The sequence below is a fragment of the Kribbella polygonati genome (genome assembly GCF_050320105.1).
Lineage (GTDB): Bacteria > Actinomycetota > Actinomycetes > Propionibacteriales > Kribbellaceae > Kribbella.
Window position 1 is genome coordinate 5,589,929 of sequence record NZ_CP190129.1, and the last position, 16,694, is coordinate 5,606,622.

The following is a 16,694-nucleotide window of genomic DNA, read 5'->3' on the forward strand; positions in this document are numbered from 1 at the left end:
GGAGGAACAGGTGACTGAACTGGAGTATCCGCAGGTCCAGGGCGTTGCCCCCGGCAACGGCTACAGCCACGTGGTGACCGGAACCGGCCAGTGGGTGGCGGTCTCCGGGCAGGTGGCGCTGGACCCGGACGGCGCGTTCGTCGGGGTCGGCGACCCCGGCGCGCAGGCCAAGCAGGTGTTCGCGAACCTCGAGCGCTGCCTGGCGACGGCCGGTGCGACGTTCGGCAACGTGGTCAAGATGACCTTCTTCGTCACCGACATGGCGTACATGCCGGCGATCCGGGCGGTCCGCGACAAGTACATCCCCGGCCCGAAGCCCGCGGCCTCGGCGGTGCAGGTGGCGGCCCTATTCAACCCGGACGTACTGCTCGAGATCGAGGCCTTCGCAATCGTCTAACGCAGTACGTCGACGGCGAGGCGGGCGGCCTCGCCGATGGCGGCGTCCACGCGGGGCTGGCGGATGTCGCCGCGGGCGGCGAGCGTGAAGACGGCGATCGCGTACGCCGACCCGCCGGGCAGGGTGACCACGCCGACCTCGTGGCGGAGCGCGCCGAACGTACCGGTCTTCCCCGCGACGCGGACGCCGTCGTGCGGGAAGCCGGACGCGAGGCGGTGCAGGAAGATCTGGCGGTGCATGGTCGCCTTCACGAACTCGGTCTGGGTCGGTGAGAGCAGTTCGCCGGCCCAGAGGCGGCGGAGGAGGAAGGTCATGTCTCGCGCGGTGCCGGCGGAGGCGTTCGCGGCTTCGTAGACGCCGGCCGGGTCGGTCTGGTCGTTGTCCGCGAGTACGGCGAGAGCGGCGTCCGGGTCGTTCGTTCCGGTACGGCGTTGGAGGTCGCGGAGGTTGGCCGCCGTGCCTCGGCGTACCCACGTTCGGCGCAGGCCGAGGTCGGTGAGGATCGCCGCCAGGCGGGGCAGGCCGACGAGGTCGAGGAGGGCGTCGGCGGAGGCGTTGTCGGAGAGGGTCATCATCGACAGCGCGAGGTCTCTGAGGGATGCGGTGACCGGGTCGGCGAACGTGGACAGGCCGGTGGGGCCGCTGGTCTTGATCGCCGGATCGAGGGTCAGTTGCCGGCGTGGGTCGAGCTCGCCGCGGTCGACAAGCCGGCAGAAGCCGGCGAGGAGCGGGAGTTTGTAGACCGAGGCCAGTGGCACGATTCCGTCGGCGTCGACCTCAACGGTGGCGTCCGGCTCGTCCAGTGCAACGGCATGCAGCCAGCCGCGGACACCGGCATCGTCGAACACACCACGGACCCGCGCGTTCACGAGGCGAGCGCTTCCGTGAGTTGGGCCATCACGTCGTCCGGGCGGAGGAACGGCGTGCGCGTGCGGGACCACACGAGCCGCAGGCGCAGCGGGAGCGGGTCGTCGGCCAGCCGATACCGCCGTACGCCGGGAGCGGTCAGCGTCGGGTCGGCCGTCACCACGATCGCCTGCCCCGCCGCCACCATCGCCAACCCGGCCCGCTCGTCCGTCACCACCACGGTCCCACCGTCCGGCCGATGCAACCCCAACGTATCCACAAACAGGTCCCGCGCCGCCGGCGCCTCCCCCCGAGGCCGCACCGCCACCGGCAACCCCCGCAACTCCCTCAACCCCACAACACCCTCGGCCGCGGAACGGCTGACCGGGACGAGGGCCCAGGTGGGGAGGAGGACTACTCGGCCGGCGTCGAGGCCGTCGAGGACGGTGGGGTGTTGTACGGCGGCCAGGGTGAGGCGGCCGGTGGTTACCTGGTTGACCAGGGTGGAGGTGGGGGACGTGACGACCGTGACGCGGCTGCCGGGGATGGCGGCGGCGCAGGCGGCGGCGAGGGCGGCGCCCGCGGCGGGTGGGACTTCGGGGGTGAGGCCCAGGCGGATCTCGGGGCCTTCGGGGTCGCGGGAGATAGCTGCTTGGTGGAGCTCTTCGAGCGAGGTGAGGGCACGGCGGGCGTACGGGAGGAGGGCGGCGCCGGCCGGGGTGAGTTCCACGCTGCCGGCGCCGCGTTCGAAGAGTTTGGCGCCGACGAGGGACTCGAGGCGGCGGAGGCCCTGGGAGAGCGGCGGCTGGGTGATGCCGACGACGCGCGCCGCGTCGCCGAAATGCTGCTCCTCGGCGAGCGCTACGAAGATCTGGAGATGACGTTCAGTCAGCATGAGGACCCAGCTGACCTGCGGTGATATCTCCAGACAATCGACGCATGCCCGAGAGCATATTCGACAGACTCGATCGTCCTCGCCTTGACTGCCATCCCAGGGACGACGAGAGGAGACAGCGTGAAGGTAAGTCGGAGGGGCATGCTGGCCGGTGCGGCGGCCGTCGGGGCGGTCGGTGTCATCGGCTTCGAAGATCAGGCAACGGCTGAGGTCACCCGAGAGCCCGTGGAGTTGACCTGGTTCGGGACGCATGCGTGGGAGATTCGGTGTGGGGAGGCCGTCGTGGTGACGGATCCGTGGTTGACGCGGTTCAGGACGGGGACGTTCACGCCGGCGGGCGCCGACCCGAAGACGAAGTTGGTGATCAAGCCTGAGGTGATCGACCAGCACCTGAGCACCGCCGACGCGATCCTCGTGCATCACGGGCACTACGACCACATGGCCGACGTCCCGTACGTCGCCAAGCGGACCCAGGCGACCGTCCTCTGCACCGAGACGCACGCGAACCTGCTCCGCGCGATGAAGACCCCGGACGACCTGCTCTCCGCCGTCCGCGGCGGCGAGTACCTACCGTTCGAAGGCTTCTCGATCGAGGTGTTCCCGTCGCTCCACTCGTGCAGCGGCAAGCGCCACACGTACGCGTACCCGGGCTACCGGTACGCCGTCCCGCCGCGCCCGCGGGTGATCGAGGACCTGGTCGAGGGCGGCACGCTGGCGTTCGTGATCACGATCGGCGGCCTCCGGATCCTCAGCCTGAGTACGGCGAACTTCGACCCGAACGCGCTCCGCGACCTCCAGGTCGACGTCGTACTCGCGGCCCCCGGCGGCGAACCGGGCATCACCGACCGGCTGTTCCAGACGATCAAGCCGGTCCGCAAGGTGATCGCGACGCACTGGGACGACTTCGACAAGCCGCTCGACGAACCCGGCGTACCGTGGACCGACCTGACTCCGCTGCGTACGTCGGTGCAGCGGGCGGGTGCCGAGTTCGTCGTCCTCGATCACCTGCAGAAGGTCACGCTTTGACGCGGTAGTGGTACCGCGACACGGCCTGGAAGCCGAGGCGGTCGTAGAGGGTGCGGGCGGCAGTGTTGGCTTCGAGGACGCTCAGCCAGACCCAGCTGGTTGTCGTTGCCGCCTGCAACAAGCCGTGGATGACCGCCTGGGCGAGCCCTTGCCGGCGGCGCGCCGGGTCGACGGCGAGGCAGTACAGCCCGGCCCAGTCGTCGACCAGCGCGAGCCGGCCGATCGCCTTCACCGGTTCTCCGGACGGGATCACGCCGTACAGCGCGCGCCCCCGGTTCAGGATCTGCCGGGCGGCGGCCTGGGCGGCGGATCCGCCGCGGCCGTCGACAGACCACCAGAAGTCCATCCAGGAGTCGTCGGGCACCGCGGATATATTCACTGATTCCGTCGGCTCGCCGAGGTTCGCGAGGACGTCGGCGACCTCGGCGCCCATCACCAGCGTCGGGTTCCGGACCTCGTACCCGCGGGCCGCGAGCCGGTCGTCGAGGTCGCCGGGCTGGGCGGCCGGGCCGACTTGGAAGGACGGCGCGATGTCGTGCGCGGCGTACAGGTTCTCGACGTACTCCAAGGCTTTGCCGAGGTCGAACGGGGCACCCTTGGGGAGGACGGAGTTCGCGCGCAGGGTGACGCCGGCGGTGCGGCGGACCACCCAGCCGTCGAGCTCGGTGTTGTCGGCGGCGGGCCAGCCCTGGTTCATCAAGGTGTCGATATGCGCTGCGGCGATCACTCCACCAAGCGTAGAACCGACCGGATCGAATTGCAATGAAGTGGATAGTTATTCATAGCGAGCGGATCGCGTCGGCGAGCAGGCCGACGCCCTCGACGACCTCACTCCGGTTCAGCGACCCGTACCCGAAGACCAGCCCGGCCGGTCCCTCACCCGCCAGCCAGTACGGCGCCAGCCCGTACACCCCGAGCCCCCGCTCCAACGCCGCGTCCTGCAACGCCGTCTCGCCGAGCCCCGGTGGCAACCACGTCAGCACATGCAACCCGGCCGACACCCCGACCGGCTCCAGCTCCGGCACCTGCGCCGCCAGCCGCTCGACCAACGTGTCCCGTAACTCCCGGTACCGCGGCCGCATCCGGCGCAGGTGCCGATCGAACTCGCCGCGCGCCACGAAGTCCGCGAACGCCAGCTGATCGAGTACGGGCGACCCGCGGTCGTCCATCAGCTTCGCCCGTGTCATCGGCTCCACCAACGACGACGGCAGGATCAGCCAGCCCAGCCGCAACCCCGGCGCCAGCGTCTTCGACGCGGTCCCGGCGTACGCGACCCGGTCCGGCGCGAGGCCCTGCAGCGCACCGATCGGTTCCCGGTCGTACCGGTACTCCGCGTCGTAGTCGTCCTCGATCACCAGCCCGCCCCAGGCGACCAGCGCGGCCCGCGTCTCCGCCGACGCCACCGCCCCGGTCGGGAACTGGTGCGCGGCCGTCACGAGGACGACGTCCGCCCCCGACCGCGCCAGCGCCGCCACGTCGATGCCGGTCTCCAGCATCGGTACGCCGACCACGTCGATCCCGGCCGCCAGCGCGACGTCGCGCAGGTCGTTGTCGGACGGGTCCTCGACCGCGAGCCGTTTGTAGCCTTGGGCAACCAGCACCTGCAGCAGCAGCCGTGAGCCCTGCGCGAACCCGTTGCAGATCATCATGTTCTCCGGGCGCGCCGCCGTACCGCGGACCCGGTTGAGGTAGTCGGACAGGGCCGTGCGGAGCTCGAGCGTGCCGCGGCCGTCGATGTAGGCGAGGCTGCGGTTCGGTGTCTCGTTCAGCACCCGGCGGACCGACCGGAGCCAGGCGGCGCGCGGGAACTGCGACACGTCCGGCCGGCTGTAGCGGAAGTCGATCCGCGGCGGACCGGTCCTGGTCTTCGGCGCGGCCGACGGCGACACCACGGCGATGTCCGCGACCAGCGTGTACCCGCCGCCGCGGCTGATCAGGTACCCCTCCGCGACCAGCTGCTGGTACGCCTCGACGACCACGCCGCGGGACAGGCCGAGGTCCTGCGCGAGCGCCCGGGTGGACGGCATCACGGTCTCGGCGCGCAGCAGCCCGGCGCGGATCCGGGTGCGGATCGCGCTCTCGAGCTGCTGGTGCAGCGGTACGCCGTTGTCCCGGTGCAGTTCGACCAGGAGTTCGCCGGCCCCGGAACTGGTCCTCATTCGGCTCACAGAACTGGACCTTATCGGCGTACCGCCGCGCTGTCAGGGTTGTGCACACCACCGATTCACCAGGGGAGATGAGAGCGATGACCGAGATGCTGCGCAGCGGGGACGCCGGGTACGACGAGGCGCGGACCGTGTGGAACGCGATGATCGACCGGCGGCCGGCGGTCGTCGCCCGCTGCTCGAGCACCGCCGAGGTGGCCGAAGCGGTCCGGTACGGCCGGGCGAACAACCTGGAGATCGCGGTCCGCTGCGGCGGGCACAACATCGCCGGTCTCGCGGTCCCGGACGGCGGGCTGATGATCGACCTGACGCCGATGGGCGCGGTCCGCGTGGACCCGGACGCCAAGCTGGCCTGGGTCCAGGGCGGTGCCCTGCTGGGCGAACTGGACCGGGCGGCGCAGGAGTACGGGCTGGCGACCACGGCCGGCAACGTCTCGCACACGGGAGTCGGCGGGCTGACGCTCGGCGGCGGGATGGGCTGGCTGGCGCGGCGGTTCGGGCTGGCCTGCGACAACGTGATCTCGTACGAGGTCGTCACCGCGGACGGTGACGTGGTGACCGCGAGCGCGGACGAGAACGCCGAGCTGTTCTGGGGCCTGCGGGGCGGCGGCGGGAACTTCGGGATCGTCACGTCGTTCGAGTTCCGGCTGCACGAGATCGGCACGCGGGCGCTGATCGTCGAGTTCACGTACCCGACGGCGGCCGGGTTCGACGTACTGCGGGGGTGGCGGGAGCTGAACGCCACGGCGCCGCGGGAGGCGACGTTCACGGCGAGCATCGCGGCGGACACCGTGACGGTCGGGTACGTGTGGGTCGGCGACGGTGGGGAGGAGCTGCTGCCGGCGTTCCGGGCGCTCGGGCCGGTCACGGACGAGCTGGTCGAGGAGACGACGTACCTGAAGCTGCAGACGCGGGACGACAACGTCCAGGGGCACCGGTTCCGCCGGTACTGGAAGGGGCACTACTTCAAGTCGCTGCCGGACGACGCGATCCGCGCGCTGGTGGCGAACCCGGGCGTCGGGGCGAGTCTGCAGGCGTACGGCGGGGCGATCGCCGAGGTGCCGGACGGGGACGCGGCGTTCAGCCACCGGGACACGCTGTTCGAGTTCGTCACCGCGACCCGCTGGGAGGACCCGGCCGAGGACGAGACCAAGATCGGGATGCTGCGGTCGTACGCCGCCAGTCTGGCACCGTATTCCGGCGGGCTGTACGTGAACACGCTCAACGAGGACCCGATCCAGCGGGCCTTCCCGCCCGCGAAGCTGGAGCGGCTGGTCGCACTGAAGACGGCGTACGACCCGGAGAACGTGTTCCACCTCAACCAGAACATCCGCCCGGCGCGCGGCATGATGGTGATGTGACCACTGATCTGACTCCCGAACTCGCCGCGACGATCCAGGAAGGGTTCGCGCGGCGGGACCGGGCGAACATGGGGCCGACGATCGCGTTCTTCGAGAAGCTGCTCGGCGAGCACCCGGACAACCCGTACGTGCTGTACGAGGTCGGCGGGTCGTACGACACCGCCGGGCAGGAGGAGGCCGCGGTCGGGTACTACGAGCGCGCGCTGCCCGGGCTGAGCGGGGAGACCCGGCGGAAGTGCCTGCTGCAGTACGGCAGCACGCTGCGGAACCTCGGCCGCTTCGACGAGTCGCTGGACCTGTTCAAGAAGGCGTGCGCGGAGTACCCGGAATCGGACTCGCTGCGGGTCTTCAAGGCGCTCACGCTGCACGCCGCCGGTCTCCAGGACAAGGCCCTCGCCACGCTGCTGCTGGTGATCGCCGACAAGGTCGACTCCGCCGAGATCAAACGCTACGAAGCCGCCATCCGCGGCAACGCGGACTACTTGGCCGGGCGTTAGGCCTTTTCCGCGACGCCGCCGTAGATGGCGTCGCGGACGCCGGGTTCGGGTTCTTCGTCGACGCGGCCGCCTGGGACGTGCCAGTCGACCAGCCGGACGACGCCGGGCTCGAGGATCTCCATGCCGCCGAACAGCGACGAGATCTGCTCCACCGAGCGGAACGCCAGCGTCGGGAACGCGTGCTTGATCTTCTCCTGCAGCTCGGTGACCAGTTCGTCGACCGCGCCGCCGTCACCCGGGTTGCACGCGTGCGTGATCGCCAGGAACGACCCGGGCGGCAGCGCCTCGACGTACTGCCGGGCGACCGCCAGGGTCTCGTCGTAGTCCGCGATGTGGTGCAGCATCAGCGCCATCACCAGCGCGACCGGCTCACCGGGGGCCAGCAGGTCCGCGATCGGCTGCTCGGCCAGCACCTCGGCCGGCTTGGTCAGATCCGCGGCGACGAACTGGATCCGGGCGTTGTCGAGCAGCAACGCCCGCCCGTGGGCGACCACCGACGGGTCGTTGTCGATGTACACCACCAGGGACTCCACGTTCACGCCCTGGGCGATCTGGTGGGTGTTCTCGGCGGTGGGCAGCCCGGAGCCGGCGTCGATGAAGCGCCGTACGCCGCGCTCCTCGGCGAGCCAGGTGATGACCTCTTTGAGCCAGCGCCGGTTCGCCCGCGCCCACTCGGGAGCCTCCGGCGCGACCTTCATGATCTGCCGGTACAACTCCCGGTCACACTCGTAGTTGTCCTTGCCGCCGAGGAAGTAGTCGTACACCCGGGCGACACTCGGGTTCGCCGTGTCGATGCCGAACGCGACCAGTCCGCCGTCGTACCTCGGCTGATCGGTCACGCTGTCTCCTCACGTCGGCTCTCGTCCGAGCGTAACGTACAGGGAGTCAGCGTTTCACCACGGCGTGTTCAAGGGTTGTAAAACCTCAACAGTCACAGGCGGTTCAGCACGCGCAGGCGACGCCGCGGGGTGCGGTGAGTGGGTCGGACTCGCGCCGTTCGACGCCGGCCGCGGTCTCGATCGGACCGCCTTCGCGCACCCAGTACTCGAACCCGCCGATCATCTCCTTCACCGGGTACCCGAGCCGCGCGAACGCCAGCGCCGCCTGCGTCGCCGCGTTGCATCCGGGACCCCAGCAGTACGTCACCACGGTGGCCCCCGCCGGTACGACATCGGCCGCCGTCCGCTCGGTGATCTCGCGGTGCGGCAGATGCACCGCGCCCGGTACGTGGCCCTGGTCCCAGCTCTCCCGGCTGCGGCTGTCGATCAGCACCCAGCCGGTCACGCCCGCGCCGATGTCCGCGGCGACATCGGCCGGGTCCGTCTCGTACGCCAGCCGCCCGGCGAAGTGCGCGACGGCGGCCTCATCGATCTGCTTGGTCATGACGCCCAGCGTCGGGGATTCCGCCGTACGGCGACAGTGGCAGAAATGCCCTAGTACATCAAGATTCAGCCACGGCGGATCTTCGACCGTGCCCGCGCCACCTTGATCGCCTGCTTGAGGGTGTCCACGTCGTACGCCCCGTAGTGGCGCTGCCCGTTCACGAAGAACGTCGGCGTACCGGAGACGCCGCTGGTGTCCGCGGACTCGACGTCCTGCGCCACCCGGGCGGCGGCCACGTGCCGCTTGACCTCGTCGTGCAACCGATCGGTGTCCAGACCGAGCTGTTCCGCGTACGCCATCAGGTCCTTCGGCTGCAGGTTCTCCTGGTTCGCGAGCAGCAGATCGTGCATCTCCCAGAACGAGCCCTGCGCCCCGGCGGCCTCCGCGAACTCCGCCGCGATCTGGGCCCGCGGATGGACGTCGGACAGCGGCAGGTGCCGCCAGACGAAGCGCAGGTCGTCGTCCTGCAGGATGTCGCGGACGATCGGCTCGGCGAGCCCGCAGTACGGGCACTCGAAGTCGCCGTACTCGACCAGCGTCACCGACGCGGTCGCCGGGCCGCGGATGTGGTCGCGCTCCGGATCGACCGGATCCGTCAGGTCGAGCAGCTGGTCCGCGTCGCCGAGCAGCGCGAGCGCCTTCTTCGGCGGCGACAGCAGCTTCGCGGCGCGGAACACCGCCCAGGTGAGCGCCGACGCCACGATCACCGCGGACAGCAGGCCGACCTTCGCCTCGGCCAGCTGTGTGCCGCCGAACGCGATGGTTGCGATCAGCAACGAGACGGTGAAGCCGATGCCGGCGATCGTGCCGCTGCCGAGCACCGACGCCCAGCCGACCCCCGGGCGGACCCGGCCGCCGCTGATCCGTTCGAGCAGCCAGGCGATCCCGGTCACCGCGAGCGGCTTGCCGACGACGTACCCGAGCAGGATGCCGAGCGTGATCGGCGACCTGAACGCGCGGCCGAGGAAGCCGGCGTCGATCGTGACGCCGGCGTTCGCGAGGCCGAACAGCGGGACGATCAGGTAGCTGGTCCACGGGTGGTAGAGGAACTGCAGGCGTTCGTTCGGCGAGATCGTGGTGGTCAGGCCGACGGTCGCGGAGCGCGCGAGCTCCGGGGTCGGCTGCTCGCGGAACAGCCGGAACAGGCCGGTCGCCTCCTCAAGTTCCTCACGACCGGGCGAGTACGCCGACGCGGTCAGGCCGATCGCCAGCCCGGCGACCACCGGGTCGACGCCGCTCTTCAGCAGGGCGGCCCACATCAGTACGCCGAGAACGACGTACACCCAGGGCTTGCGCACCTTCAGGAAGGCCAGCGTGAGGACCACGGCGAAGGCGGCGACGGCGAGTACGAGCGGCAGCAGCTTCACGTCCGCGCTGTAGACGACCGCGATCACCACCAGCGCGAGCAGGTCGTCGACCACGAACACCGTGAGCAGGAACACCCGCACGCGATCCGGTACGCCGCGGCCGACCAGCGCGAGCAGCCCGAGCGCCAGCGCGGTGTCGGTCGACATCGCGACGCCCCACCCGTGCGCGCCCGGCCCGCCGCCGTTGAAGGCCGTGTAGATCAGTACCGGCGCGACCATCCCCGCGACGCCGGCCAGCATCGGCAGCACGAACCGGCTGCGCTCCCGCAGGTCGCCGAGGTCGAACTCGCGCCGCGCCTCCAGGCCCACGACCAGGAAGAACAGCGTCATCAGCCCGCTGTTGATCCACTCGCGCAGGTCCAGCCCCAGCTCGCGATGCCCCAGCCCGATCGACAGGTCGGTCCGCCAGAAGTCGTCGTACGTCCCGGGTGCGACGTTCGCCCACACCAGCGCGGCGACGATCGCCGCGGCCAGCACCCCCGAGCTCCCCGCCTCGGTCCGCAGGAACGCCCGCAAGGGCGCCGCGAACTCCCGCCGCCAGTCGGTCCGCCCACCCAACAGACCAGCCACGTCCGCCATACGCACACTGTAAGCGGATGACCTTGTTTCTCGGGGCGGCTAACACTCTTCGGGCGTCGGGCTGCATGATGTGCGGTGCCCGACCGCAGTCCACGCCCTGGAGATTCCAGTGACTGAGCCCGATCTCGCCAACTCGGCGGACACGTTCGCCCGGCTGGCGATCGAGCTGCACGACGCGCCCGGTGTCGAGGAGACGATCGACGCGGTGGTGCAGTTCGCCCAGCAGGCCCTGAGTTGCACGTATGCCGGTGTCGCCCTGTACACCCGGGGTTCGCAGGCCGAGATCGCCGCCGTGACCGATCCGGTCGTGACCGCCTTCTACGAACGGCAGATCGCCACGGAGAGTGGCCCGCTGATCACGGCGCTGCGCGACCGTACGGCGGTCCTGATCCACGACACCGCCACCGACGACCGCTGGCCCGAGCTCCGCACGGAGGCGCCGGCGATCCGCAGCGTGCTCGACGTACCGTTGGCGACCGGTGACGCACCGCGACGTACGGTCGGCGTGCTCGGGCTGTACGCCGCCGAGCCGGACGCGTTCACCGCCGACGACGAGGCGATCGCGTACGTGCTCGCGCAGCACGCGTCGGTCGCGGTGGCGTCGGCGCGGCACGAGGAGACGATGGCGCAGGCCGTCGACGCGCGGAAGCTGGTCGGCCAGGCGATGGGGATCCTGATGGAACGCTTCGACGTGGACGGCGACCGGGCGTTCGCGATCCTCAAGCGGTACTCGCAGGACACCAACACCAAACTGCGCGACGTCGCCCAGCAACTCATCGATACGCGCAAACTCCCGCACTGACGACGATCTGACACCGTTGTCGACCCGCTGTACCAGGCAATCCGTTGCATACTGCGAGATGAGCTTGACGCCGGGACTTGTGCGGTCAGTACCGCGGACCGGGTCACGTCTCGGCGTCACAAGCCCGGTCCCCGCCGACGCCGCCACGTTACGCTGGCGCAATGGGTGAGTGGCGGCCGTTGGCGGGCCCATCGAGGCAGGTGGCGCTGGAGATCCTGCTGGACGGGCCGTTGTCGCGCGCCGAGCTGTCCCGGCGGGTGGGGCTCTCACCGGGCAGTCTGACCCGGCTGACGAAGCCGATGGTCGAATCCGGTCTGCTGGTCGAGGTCGACGGTGGCCCGACCGACGCACGGGTCGGCCGTCCGTCCCAGCCGCTCGACCTGGACGCGAACGCGCACCACTTCGTCGGCATCAAGCTCACCGGGGACTCCGCGATCGGCGTACTGACGACCTTGCGCGCCGACGTGCTGGCCAGCGTCGAGCGGCCGATCCTCGACCAGACGCCGTCGGCCGTGGCGGAACTGGTGCTCGAGATCACCGACGAACTGCAGCTCCAGGTTCCGGGCGGCCGGCCGCTCACCGGGCTGGGCGTCTCGATCGGTGGACGGGTGGCGAACCGGTTCGAGGTCCGGTGGGGCCCGTACCTGAACTGGGTCGACGTACCGTTCGGCGAGATCCTCGCCGCGCACACCGCCGTACCGATCGTGCTCGCGAACGACCTGACCTCGCTGACCGAGGCCACGCACTGGTTCGGTGCCGGGCGGAACTCGGACCGCTTCATCCTGGTCACGGTCGGCGCCGGGGTCGGGTACGGGCTGGTCGTCCACAACCAAGTGGTGGACAGCCCGGACGTCACGCTCGGGCTGATCGGGCATTACCCACTGCTCCCGGACGGCCCGCTCTGCGACCGCGGGCACCGCGGGTGTGCGCTCAGTCTGCTGACGGTCGGCGCGATCACCAGCCAGCTCGGTACGGCGCTGGGGAGGACGGTCGGGTACGACGAGGCGCTCGATCTCGCGGCGAAGGGGGAACCGGCGGCGCGCGAGCTGGTCGGGCGGGCTGGACGCGCCCTGGGGAAGCTGATCGCGGCCGCGGCGAACTTCACCATGCCGGAGCTGGTCGTGCTCGGTGGCGAGGGGATCCGGCTCGCCGAAGTCGCACGCGAGGACCTGCTGGCCGGGCTGCACGCCGATCGGCATCCGTCGGCGGCTGAGTTGCCGATGGTCCAGCAGCCGGCCGACTTCAGCGAGTGGGCTCGGGGGGCGGCGGTGGTCGCGATCCAGACCTTCGTTCTCGGGACCGAGTAACTGTCTATTTCTAGCTAGTCGGTTACACTCGTTGTCATGATGAGGCGATGGCTGGAAGGCTGGCGGCTGTGTCGCGGCCTGGAGCCGGTGATCGAGTACCCCGACGCGTACGTCGCCGTACTGCGGCTGCCCGGGCGGGAACGCGAACTGTTCACCCGCTCCGACGACGCACCAACCGTGGCCCGCCTGGCGTCCGCTCTCCCGGCGGACACCTGGCTGACGGTAACCACCCACACCGGCGCCCAGGTCGCGGCACAACTGCTAGCCGCAGGCACCCACCCCTTCCCCGAACACAAGACCCTCATGTCCATCCCCCTCCACCAACATCCACAGCCACAAGCCGCCGACGGATACCAGGTTGAGTTCACGGTGGACAGGACGCTCGAGTATGTGCGGGTGGTCGAGCGGGGTGGTGTGGTGGCGGCGCGGGGGATGGTGGTGGTGGTTGGGGTGGATGCTGTGGTGCACGATGTTCAGACCGATCCGGCGCATCGGCGGCGTGGGCTGGGGAGTGTGGTGATGGGGGCGCTGGCCGGGCGGGCGATCGAACGTGGGGCGCGGACCGGTCTGCTGATGGCGACCACCGACGGCTTCCACCTGTACCGGAAGCTCGGCTGGGCGACCGAGGCGACCATGGTGACGGCGTCAGGTGCTCGTCTTGGCCCGGTGCGCGGCGACCTTGGTCCGGTTCTGGCAGGCGGTTGAGCAGAACCGCTGCGTACGGCTCCGCGTCGAGTCCAGGAACAGGTCGTCACACCGCGCCGCCGCACACCGCCGTACCCGTTCCAGCTCCGCGCTCCCGAGCAACATCGCCACCGCGGTCGCGAACTCGGCGAGCCACCCGGCCGCCCCGTCCGGACTACCGAAGTGCAGATGCCACGGTTCCCCCACCTCCCGGGTGAGCTGCGGCGCCGCCTTCGTCTCCTGCAGCAGCCGATTCACCAGCGCCGCGGCCGCGTCGACATCCGGCAGCGCACTCAGCGCCTCGTACAGCGTCTTCGCACCGGCCGCGTAGTCGGCCGGATCGACGACCGGCGGCCGCTTGGTGGTCAACCGCAGTACGGCGTCCACGGCCGCGGCATCCACCGCCCGCGCCGGCCGCCCTTGCCGCATCGCCGAACCGAAGGCGTTCGCCAGCGCGATCCCGGCCGTCAGCGAGTCCTGCAGGTGATCCGTGGCTTCCACCGCTCCAGTATCGGCGAAAGTTCGCCCGACCGGACGATTTCATCCACCGGGATGAGCGGTGTCATACCACGGTCGTAGTCGGCACCGGCAGACATCCGTCCTGACTCCGATGATGCCGATCGTTGCCAGAAACAACAATGATCGGCATGTACCTCGTCCAGTCCCACCACCGCCCGGCAACGCGTGGGATCGCCGGACTGGCGGAAGCGGTCGTCGACCTCTCCGCCGTCCGGGACAACGTCCGGAGCTTCCGCGAACGTGTTCCGCGGCAGCTGATGGCGGTCGTCAAGGCCGACGCCTTCGGCCACGGCGCCGTACCGGTCGCCCGTGCCGCGATCGAGGCCGGCGCGACCTGGCTAGGCGTCGCGCACGCCGCCGAAGCGCTCCAGCTCCGCGCGGCAGGCATTCAGACACCCATCCTGACCTGGCTGTACGACGCGGCCGAACTGATGCTCCTCGCCGACGTCGACGTCAGTGTCTCCACCGTCGCCGAACTCCAGCGCGTTGTCTCCACACCATCCGTCCACTACGTGCACCTGAAGCTGGACACCGGGCTCCACCGGGCCGGCAGTGCACCCGGCCAGTGGATCGAGCTCACCCGAACGGCGGCGCACTACGAGGCGCTCGGCGCCGTCACGGTCCGCGGGATCTGGTCGCATCTCTCCCACGGCGCTTCCGCCGACGCCGTGGAGAGCAAGCGGCAGTTGCAATTCCTGCGGGCCGGGGTGGGTCTCGCGCGACGGTCCGGGCTGCGGCCGACCGTCGTACACCTGGCCAACTCGGCCGGGGCGCTCACGCTCGACGCACCGGACACCGACCTGATCCGGGTCGGCGCCGGGCTGTACGGGATCGACGAGCTCGGCATCGGACTGCGGCCGGCGATGCGGCTGGTGAGCAAGCTGGCCCAGGTACGCCGGATCCGCGCGGGTGAAGGGGTTTCGTACGGGCACGAGTTCGTCGCCGAGCGGGACACCACGATCGGCCTGGTCCCGATCGGGTACGCCGACGGGATCCCCCGGGTCGCCGGGCGGCGCGCGAGCGTGCTGTGTGCCGGCGTACGAACGCCGGTGATCGGGCGGATCGCGATGGACCAGTTCGTCGTCGACGCGGGCGACCTGCCCGTCGAACCCGGCGCCGCGGTCACCATCTTCGGCCCCGGCACCGCCGGCGAGCCGACGGCCGCGGACTGGGCCGACTGGGCGGGCACCATCCCGCACGAGATCTACTGCGGCATCGGCAGCCGGATCACCCGGCGTTACGAGGAAGGTGCGGGATGAGGGTCGCGATCGTGATGGGTGGTGCGAGTCCGGAGCACCAGGTGTCGCTGGCGAGCGGCAGGGGGATCGCGAAGGCGGTCGATCTCCTCGGCCATACGGCGATCCCGATGGTGATCGATGCCGAGGGCAACTGGCAGGACGGGCAGCACGAGGCGATCGAGATCCTGCAGGCGTGCGACGTCACGATCCCCGCGCTGCACGGCGCAGGCGGTGAGGACGGCCGCCTGCAAGGATTCTTCGACACCCTCGGGATCCCGTACGTCGGCAGCGGCGTCGCGGCCGGCGCAATTGGGCTCGACAAGCACCTGACCAAGGCGGTGCTGACGGCGACCGGCATTCCGGTCACGCCAGGGGTCGCGTTGCGCGGGAACGAGGTGACCGACACCGAAGCGATGATGCAGAAACTGAAGGCGGCCGGGCTGGACTACCCGCTGTTCGTGAAGCCCGCGAACGGCGGGTCGAGCTTCGGCGTCACCCGCGCGACGAACCTCTCGGCACTGCTCGCCGCGGTCGCCGACGCCGCGCCGGACGTCCTGGTGGAACGGGAGATGACCGGCCGGGAGATCGACCTCGCGGTGCTGGAGTTCCCCGACGGGCGGATCGAGACCGCGCCGGCGCTGGAGATCCACGCGGATCCGGAGCAGCCGTTCTTCAACGCGGCCGCGAAGTACGACAGCGGCGGCACCCGGTTCGTCGTACCGGCGCCGCTCGACGCCGCGCTCGCGGACCGGTTGCGCCGTACGGCGATCGAGGTCTTCGACGTACTCGGCTGCGCGGGGCTGGCCCGGGTCGACTTCTTCGTACCGGCCGACGGGGAGCCGGTGGTGAACGAGATCAACACATTCCCCGGGTTCACGCCGGCGTCGCAGTTCCCGCGGATGTGGGCGGCGGCGGGGCTGTCGTACGCCGAGGTCGTCGACACCCTGATCCGTACGGCGGTGGCGCGCGGATGACCGTGCTGCTGAGCGACGACCGGATCACCGCGATCCCGGCGATCGAGAACGGCGAGCGGCTCGTCGACCTGTCCACCAGAGGACTGTCAGCAGTCGGGCAGCAGTTCGCGCGAGAGGGCGTGGCGGATCGGCTCGCGCTGGCGGACACGTTCCTGCCGGCCGGGATCCGGCTGCAGGTGGTCGAGGGGCTGCGGCCGGCGGAGAGCCAGCGGGAGATCTACGACGGGTACTGCGCGGAGCTGGCGCGGCTACATCCCGGGATCGCGGAGGCCGACGTACGCGTGCTGGCCAGCCGGTTCGTGTCGCCGATCGAGGTGGCGCCGCATGTCGCGGGCGCGGCGGTGGACCTGACGCTGATCGGGGCGCACGGGCCGCTGGATCTCGGTACGCCGATCGACGCGACACCCGAGCAGAGCAACGGCGCGTGCTTCTTCGCGGCGGAGAACATCGGCCGCGAGGCGCGGACGAACCGGGCGCTGCTGGCCGACGTACTGACGGCGGCCGGGATGGTCAACTACCCGACGGAGTGGTGGCACTGGTCGTACGGCGACCGGTACTGGGCGTTCGTGGCGGATCGGCCGAGCGCCGTTTACGGCCCGACGCGGTGATAGCCGCTGCCTATCAGGTGATAGGCAGCGTTGCTTTGACTGCGAG

18 protein-coding genes are annotated in these 16,694 nt (G+C 70.4%); 10 read left to right on the plus strand and 8 right to left on the minus strand.

From position 1 onward, the window contains the following. Positions 1–10: 10 nt before the first annotated feature. The gene (locus tag ACQHIV_RS26410) at positions 11–397 is read left to right on the plus strand and encodes a RidA family protein (RefSeq protein ID WP_427886096.1); all 387 of its coding nucleotides are present in this window, start codon (positions 11–13) and stop codon (positions 395–397) included. On the opposite strand, the gene ACQHIV_RS26415 is transcribed toward ACQHIV_RS26410, so the two are convergent. Both ACQHIV_RS26415 and ACQHIV_RS26420 read right to left on the minus strand, forming a co-directional pair. Next, positions 394–1,245, minus strand: a complete 852-nt coding sequence (locus ACQHIV_RS26415; RefSeq protein WP_427886098.1) for a serine hydrolase — start codon at positions 1,243–1,245, stop codon at positions 394–396. The genes ACQHIV_RS26410 and ACQHIV_RS26415 overlap by 4 nt on opposite strands. Positions 1,246–1,262: 17 nt before the next feature. Next, positions 1,263–2,138, minus strand: a complete 876-nt coding sequence (locus tag ACQHIV_RS26420) for a LysR family transcriptional regulator (RefSeq protein ID WP_427886100.1) — start codon at positions 2,136–2,138, stop codon at positions 1,263–1,265. A 120-nt stretch (positions 2,139–2,258) separates the two neighbouring features. Here ACQHIV_RS26420 and ACQHIV_RS26425 point away from each other — a divergent pair, with 120 nt between their 5' ends. Next, complete coding sequence (locus ACQHIV_RS26425) at positions 2,259–3,164, plus strand: MBL fold metallo-hydrolase (protein ID WP_427886102.1); 906 nt, start codon at positions 2,259–2,261, stop codon at positions 3,162–3,164. On the opposite strand, the gene ACQHIV_RS26430 is transcribed toward ACQHIV_RS26425, so the two are convergent. Both ACQHIV_RS26430 and ACQHIV_RS26435 read right to left on the minus strand, forming a co-directional pair. Further along, complete coding sequence (locus tag ACQHIV_RS26430) at positions 3,154–3,891, minus strand: GNAT family N-acetyltransferase (protein ID WP_427886103.1); 738 nt, start codon at positions 3,889–3,891, stop codon at positions 3,154–3,156. The two genes, ACQHIV_RS26425 and ACQHIV_RS26430, sit on opposite strands and share 11 nt — an antisense overlap. A 52-nt stretch (positions 3,892–3,943) precedes the next feature. Beyond that, complete coding sequence (locus ACQHIV_RS26435) at positions 3,944–5,323, minus strand: PLP-dependent aminotransferase family protein (protein WP_427886105.1); 1,380 nt, start codon at positions 5,321–5,323, stop codon at positions 3,944–3,946. 86 nt (positions 5,324–5,409) lie between these two features. Here ACQHIV_RS26435 and ACQHIV_RS26440 point away from each other — a divergent pair, with 86 nt between their 5' ends. Both ACQHIV_RS26440 and ACQHIV_RS26445 read left to right on the plus strand, forming a co-directional pair. Continuing rightward, on the plus strand, positions 5,410–6,690 hold the full coding sequence (locus tag ACQHIV_RS26440) for an FAD-binding oxidoreductase (protein WP_427886107.1): 1,281 nt from the start codon (positions 5,410–5,412) through the stop codon (positions 6,688–6,690). Then, on the plus strand, positions 6,687–7,187 hold the full coding sequence (locus ACQHIV_RS26445) for a tetratricopeptide repeat protein (RefSeq protein WP_427886109.1): 501 nt from the start codon (positions 6,687–6,689) through the stop codon (positions 7,185–7,187). Before ACQHIV_RS26440 ends, ACQHIV_RS26445 begins: the two co-directional genes overlap by 4 nt. Here ACQHIV_RS26445 and ACQHIV_RS26450 read toward each other — a convergent pair. The 3 genes from ACQHIV_RS26450 to nhaA all read right to left on the minus strand — a co-directional run bounded on the left by ACQHIV_RS26450 (position 7,184) and on the right by nhaA (position 10,516). Next, on the minus strand, positions 7,184–8,026 hold the full coding sequence (locus ACQHIV_RS26450; protein ID WP_427886111.1) for an SAM-dependent methyltransferase: 843 nt from the start codon (positions 8,024–8,026) through the stop codon (positions 7,184–7,186). The two genes, ACQHIV_RS26445 and ACQHIV_RS26450, sit on opposite strands and share 4 nt — an antisense overlap. Before the next feature lie 103 nt (positions 8,027–8,129). Further along, entirely contained in the window at positions 8,130–8,570 is a 441-nt protein-coding gene (locus ACQHIV_RS26455) for a rhodanese-like domain-containing protein (protein WP_427886113.1), read from the minus strand. A gap of 65 nt (positions 8,571–8,635) precedes the next feature. After that, positions 8,636–10,516 (minus strand): Na+/H+ antiporter NhaA, encoded by a 1,881-nt coding sequence (gene nhaA / locus ACQHIV_RS26460; RefSeq protein WP_427886114.1) that lies wholly within the window; start codon positions 10,514–10,516, stop codon positions 8,636–8,638. Between the two features lie 109 nt (positions 10,517–10,625). On the opposite strand from nhaA, the gene ACQHIV_RS26465 reads away from it, so the two are divergent. The 3 genes from ACQHIV_RS26465 (at position 10,626) to ACQHIV_RS26475 (ending at position 13,330) form a co-directional block, all read left to right on the plus strand. Beyond that, a complete protein-coding gene (locus ACQHIV_RS26465) occupies positions 10,626–11,318 on the plus strand; it encodes a GAF and ANTAR domain-containing protein (RefSeq protein ID WP_427886115.1) in 693 nt (230 codons plus the stop codon). Between the two features lie 161 nt (positions 11,319–11,479). Further along, positions 11,480–12,625: an ROK family transcriptional regulator gene (locus ACQHIV_RS26470; RefSeq protein WP_427886117.1), complete on the plus strand. Its 1,146-nt coding sequence runs from the start codon at positions 11,480–11,482 to the stop codon at positions 12,623–12,625. 36 nt (positions 12,626–12,661) lie between these two features. After that, positions 12,662–13,330, plus strand: a complete 669-nt coding sequence (locus ACQHIV_RS26475) for a GNAT family N-acetyltransferase (protein ID WP_427886119.1) — start codon at positions 12,662–12,664, stop codon at positions 13,328–13,330. On the opposite strand, the gene ACQHIV_RS26480 is transcribed toward ACQHIV_RS26475, so the two are convergent. After that, entirely contained in the window at positions 13,271–13,810 is a 540-nt protein-coding gene (locus ACQHIV_RS26480; RefSeq protein ID WP_427886120.1) for a CGNR zinc finger domain-containing protein, read from the minus strand. The two genes, ACQHIV_RS26475 and ACQHIV_RS26480, sit on opposite strands and share 60 nt — an antisense overlap. Before the next feature lie 146 nt (positions 13,811–13,956). Here ACQHIV_RS26480 and alr point away from each other — a divergent pair, with 146 nt between their 5' ends. The 3 genes from alr to ACQHIV_RS26495 are packed head-to-tail and all read left to right on the plus strand — an operon-like array spanning position 13,957 to position 16,648. Next, complete coding sequence (alr, locus tag ACQHIV_RS26485) at positions 13,957–15,087, plus strand: alanine racemase (protein WP_427886122.1); 1,131 nt, start codon at positions 13,957–13,959, stop codon at positions 15,085–15,087. After that, a complete protein-coding gene (locus ACQHIV_RS26490) occupies positions 15,084–16,040 on the plus strand; it encodes a D-alanine--D-alanine ligase family protein (RefSeq protein ID WP_427886124.1) in 957 nt (318 codons plus the stop codon). Before alr ends, ACQHIV_RS26490 begins: the two co-directional genes overlap by 4 nt. Then, the gene (locus ACQHIV_RS26495) at positions 16,037–16,648 is read left to right on the plus strand and encodes a M15 family metallopeptidase (protein WP_427886126.1); all 612 of its coding nucleotides are present in this window, start codon (positions 16,037–16,039) and stop codon (positions 16,646–16,648) included. Before ACQHIV_RS26490 ends, ACQHIV_RS26495 begins: the two co-directional genes overlap by 4 nt. Positions 16,649–16,694 lie beyond the last annotated feature (46 nt).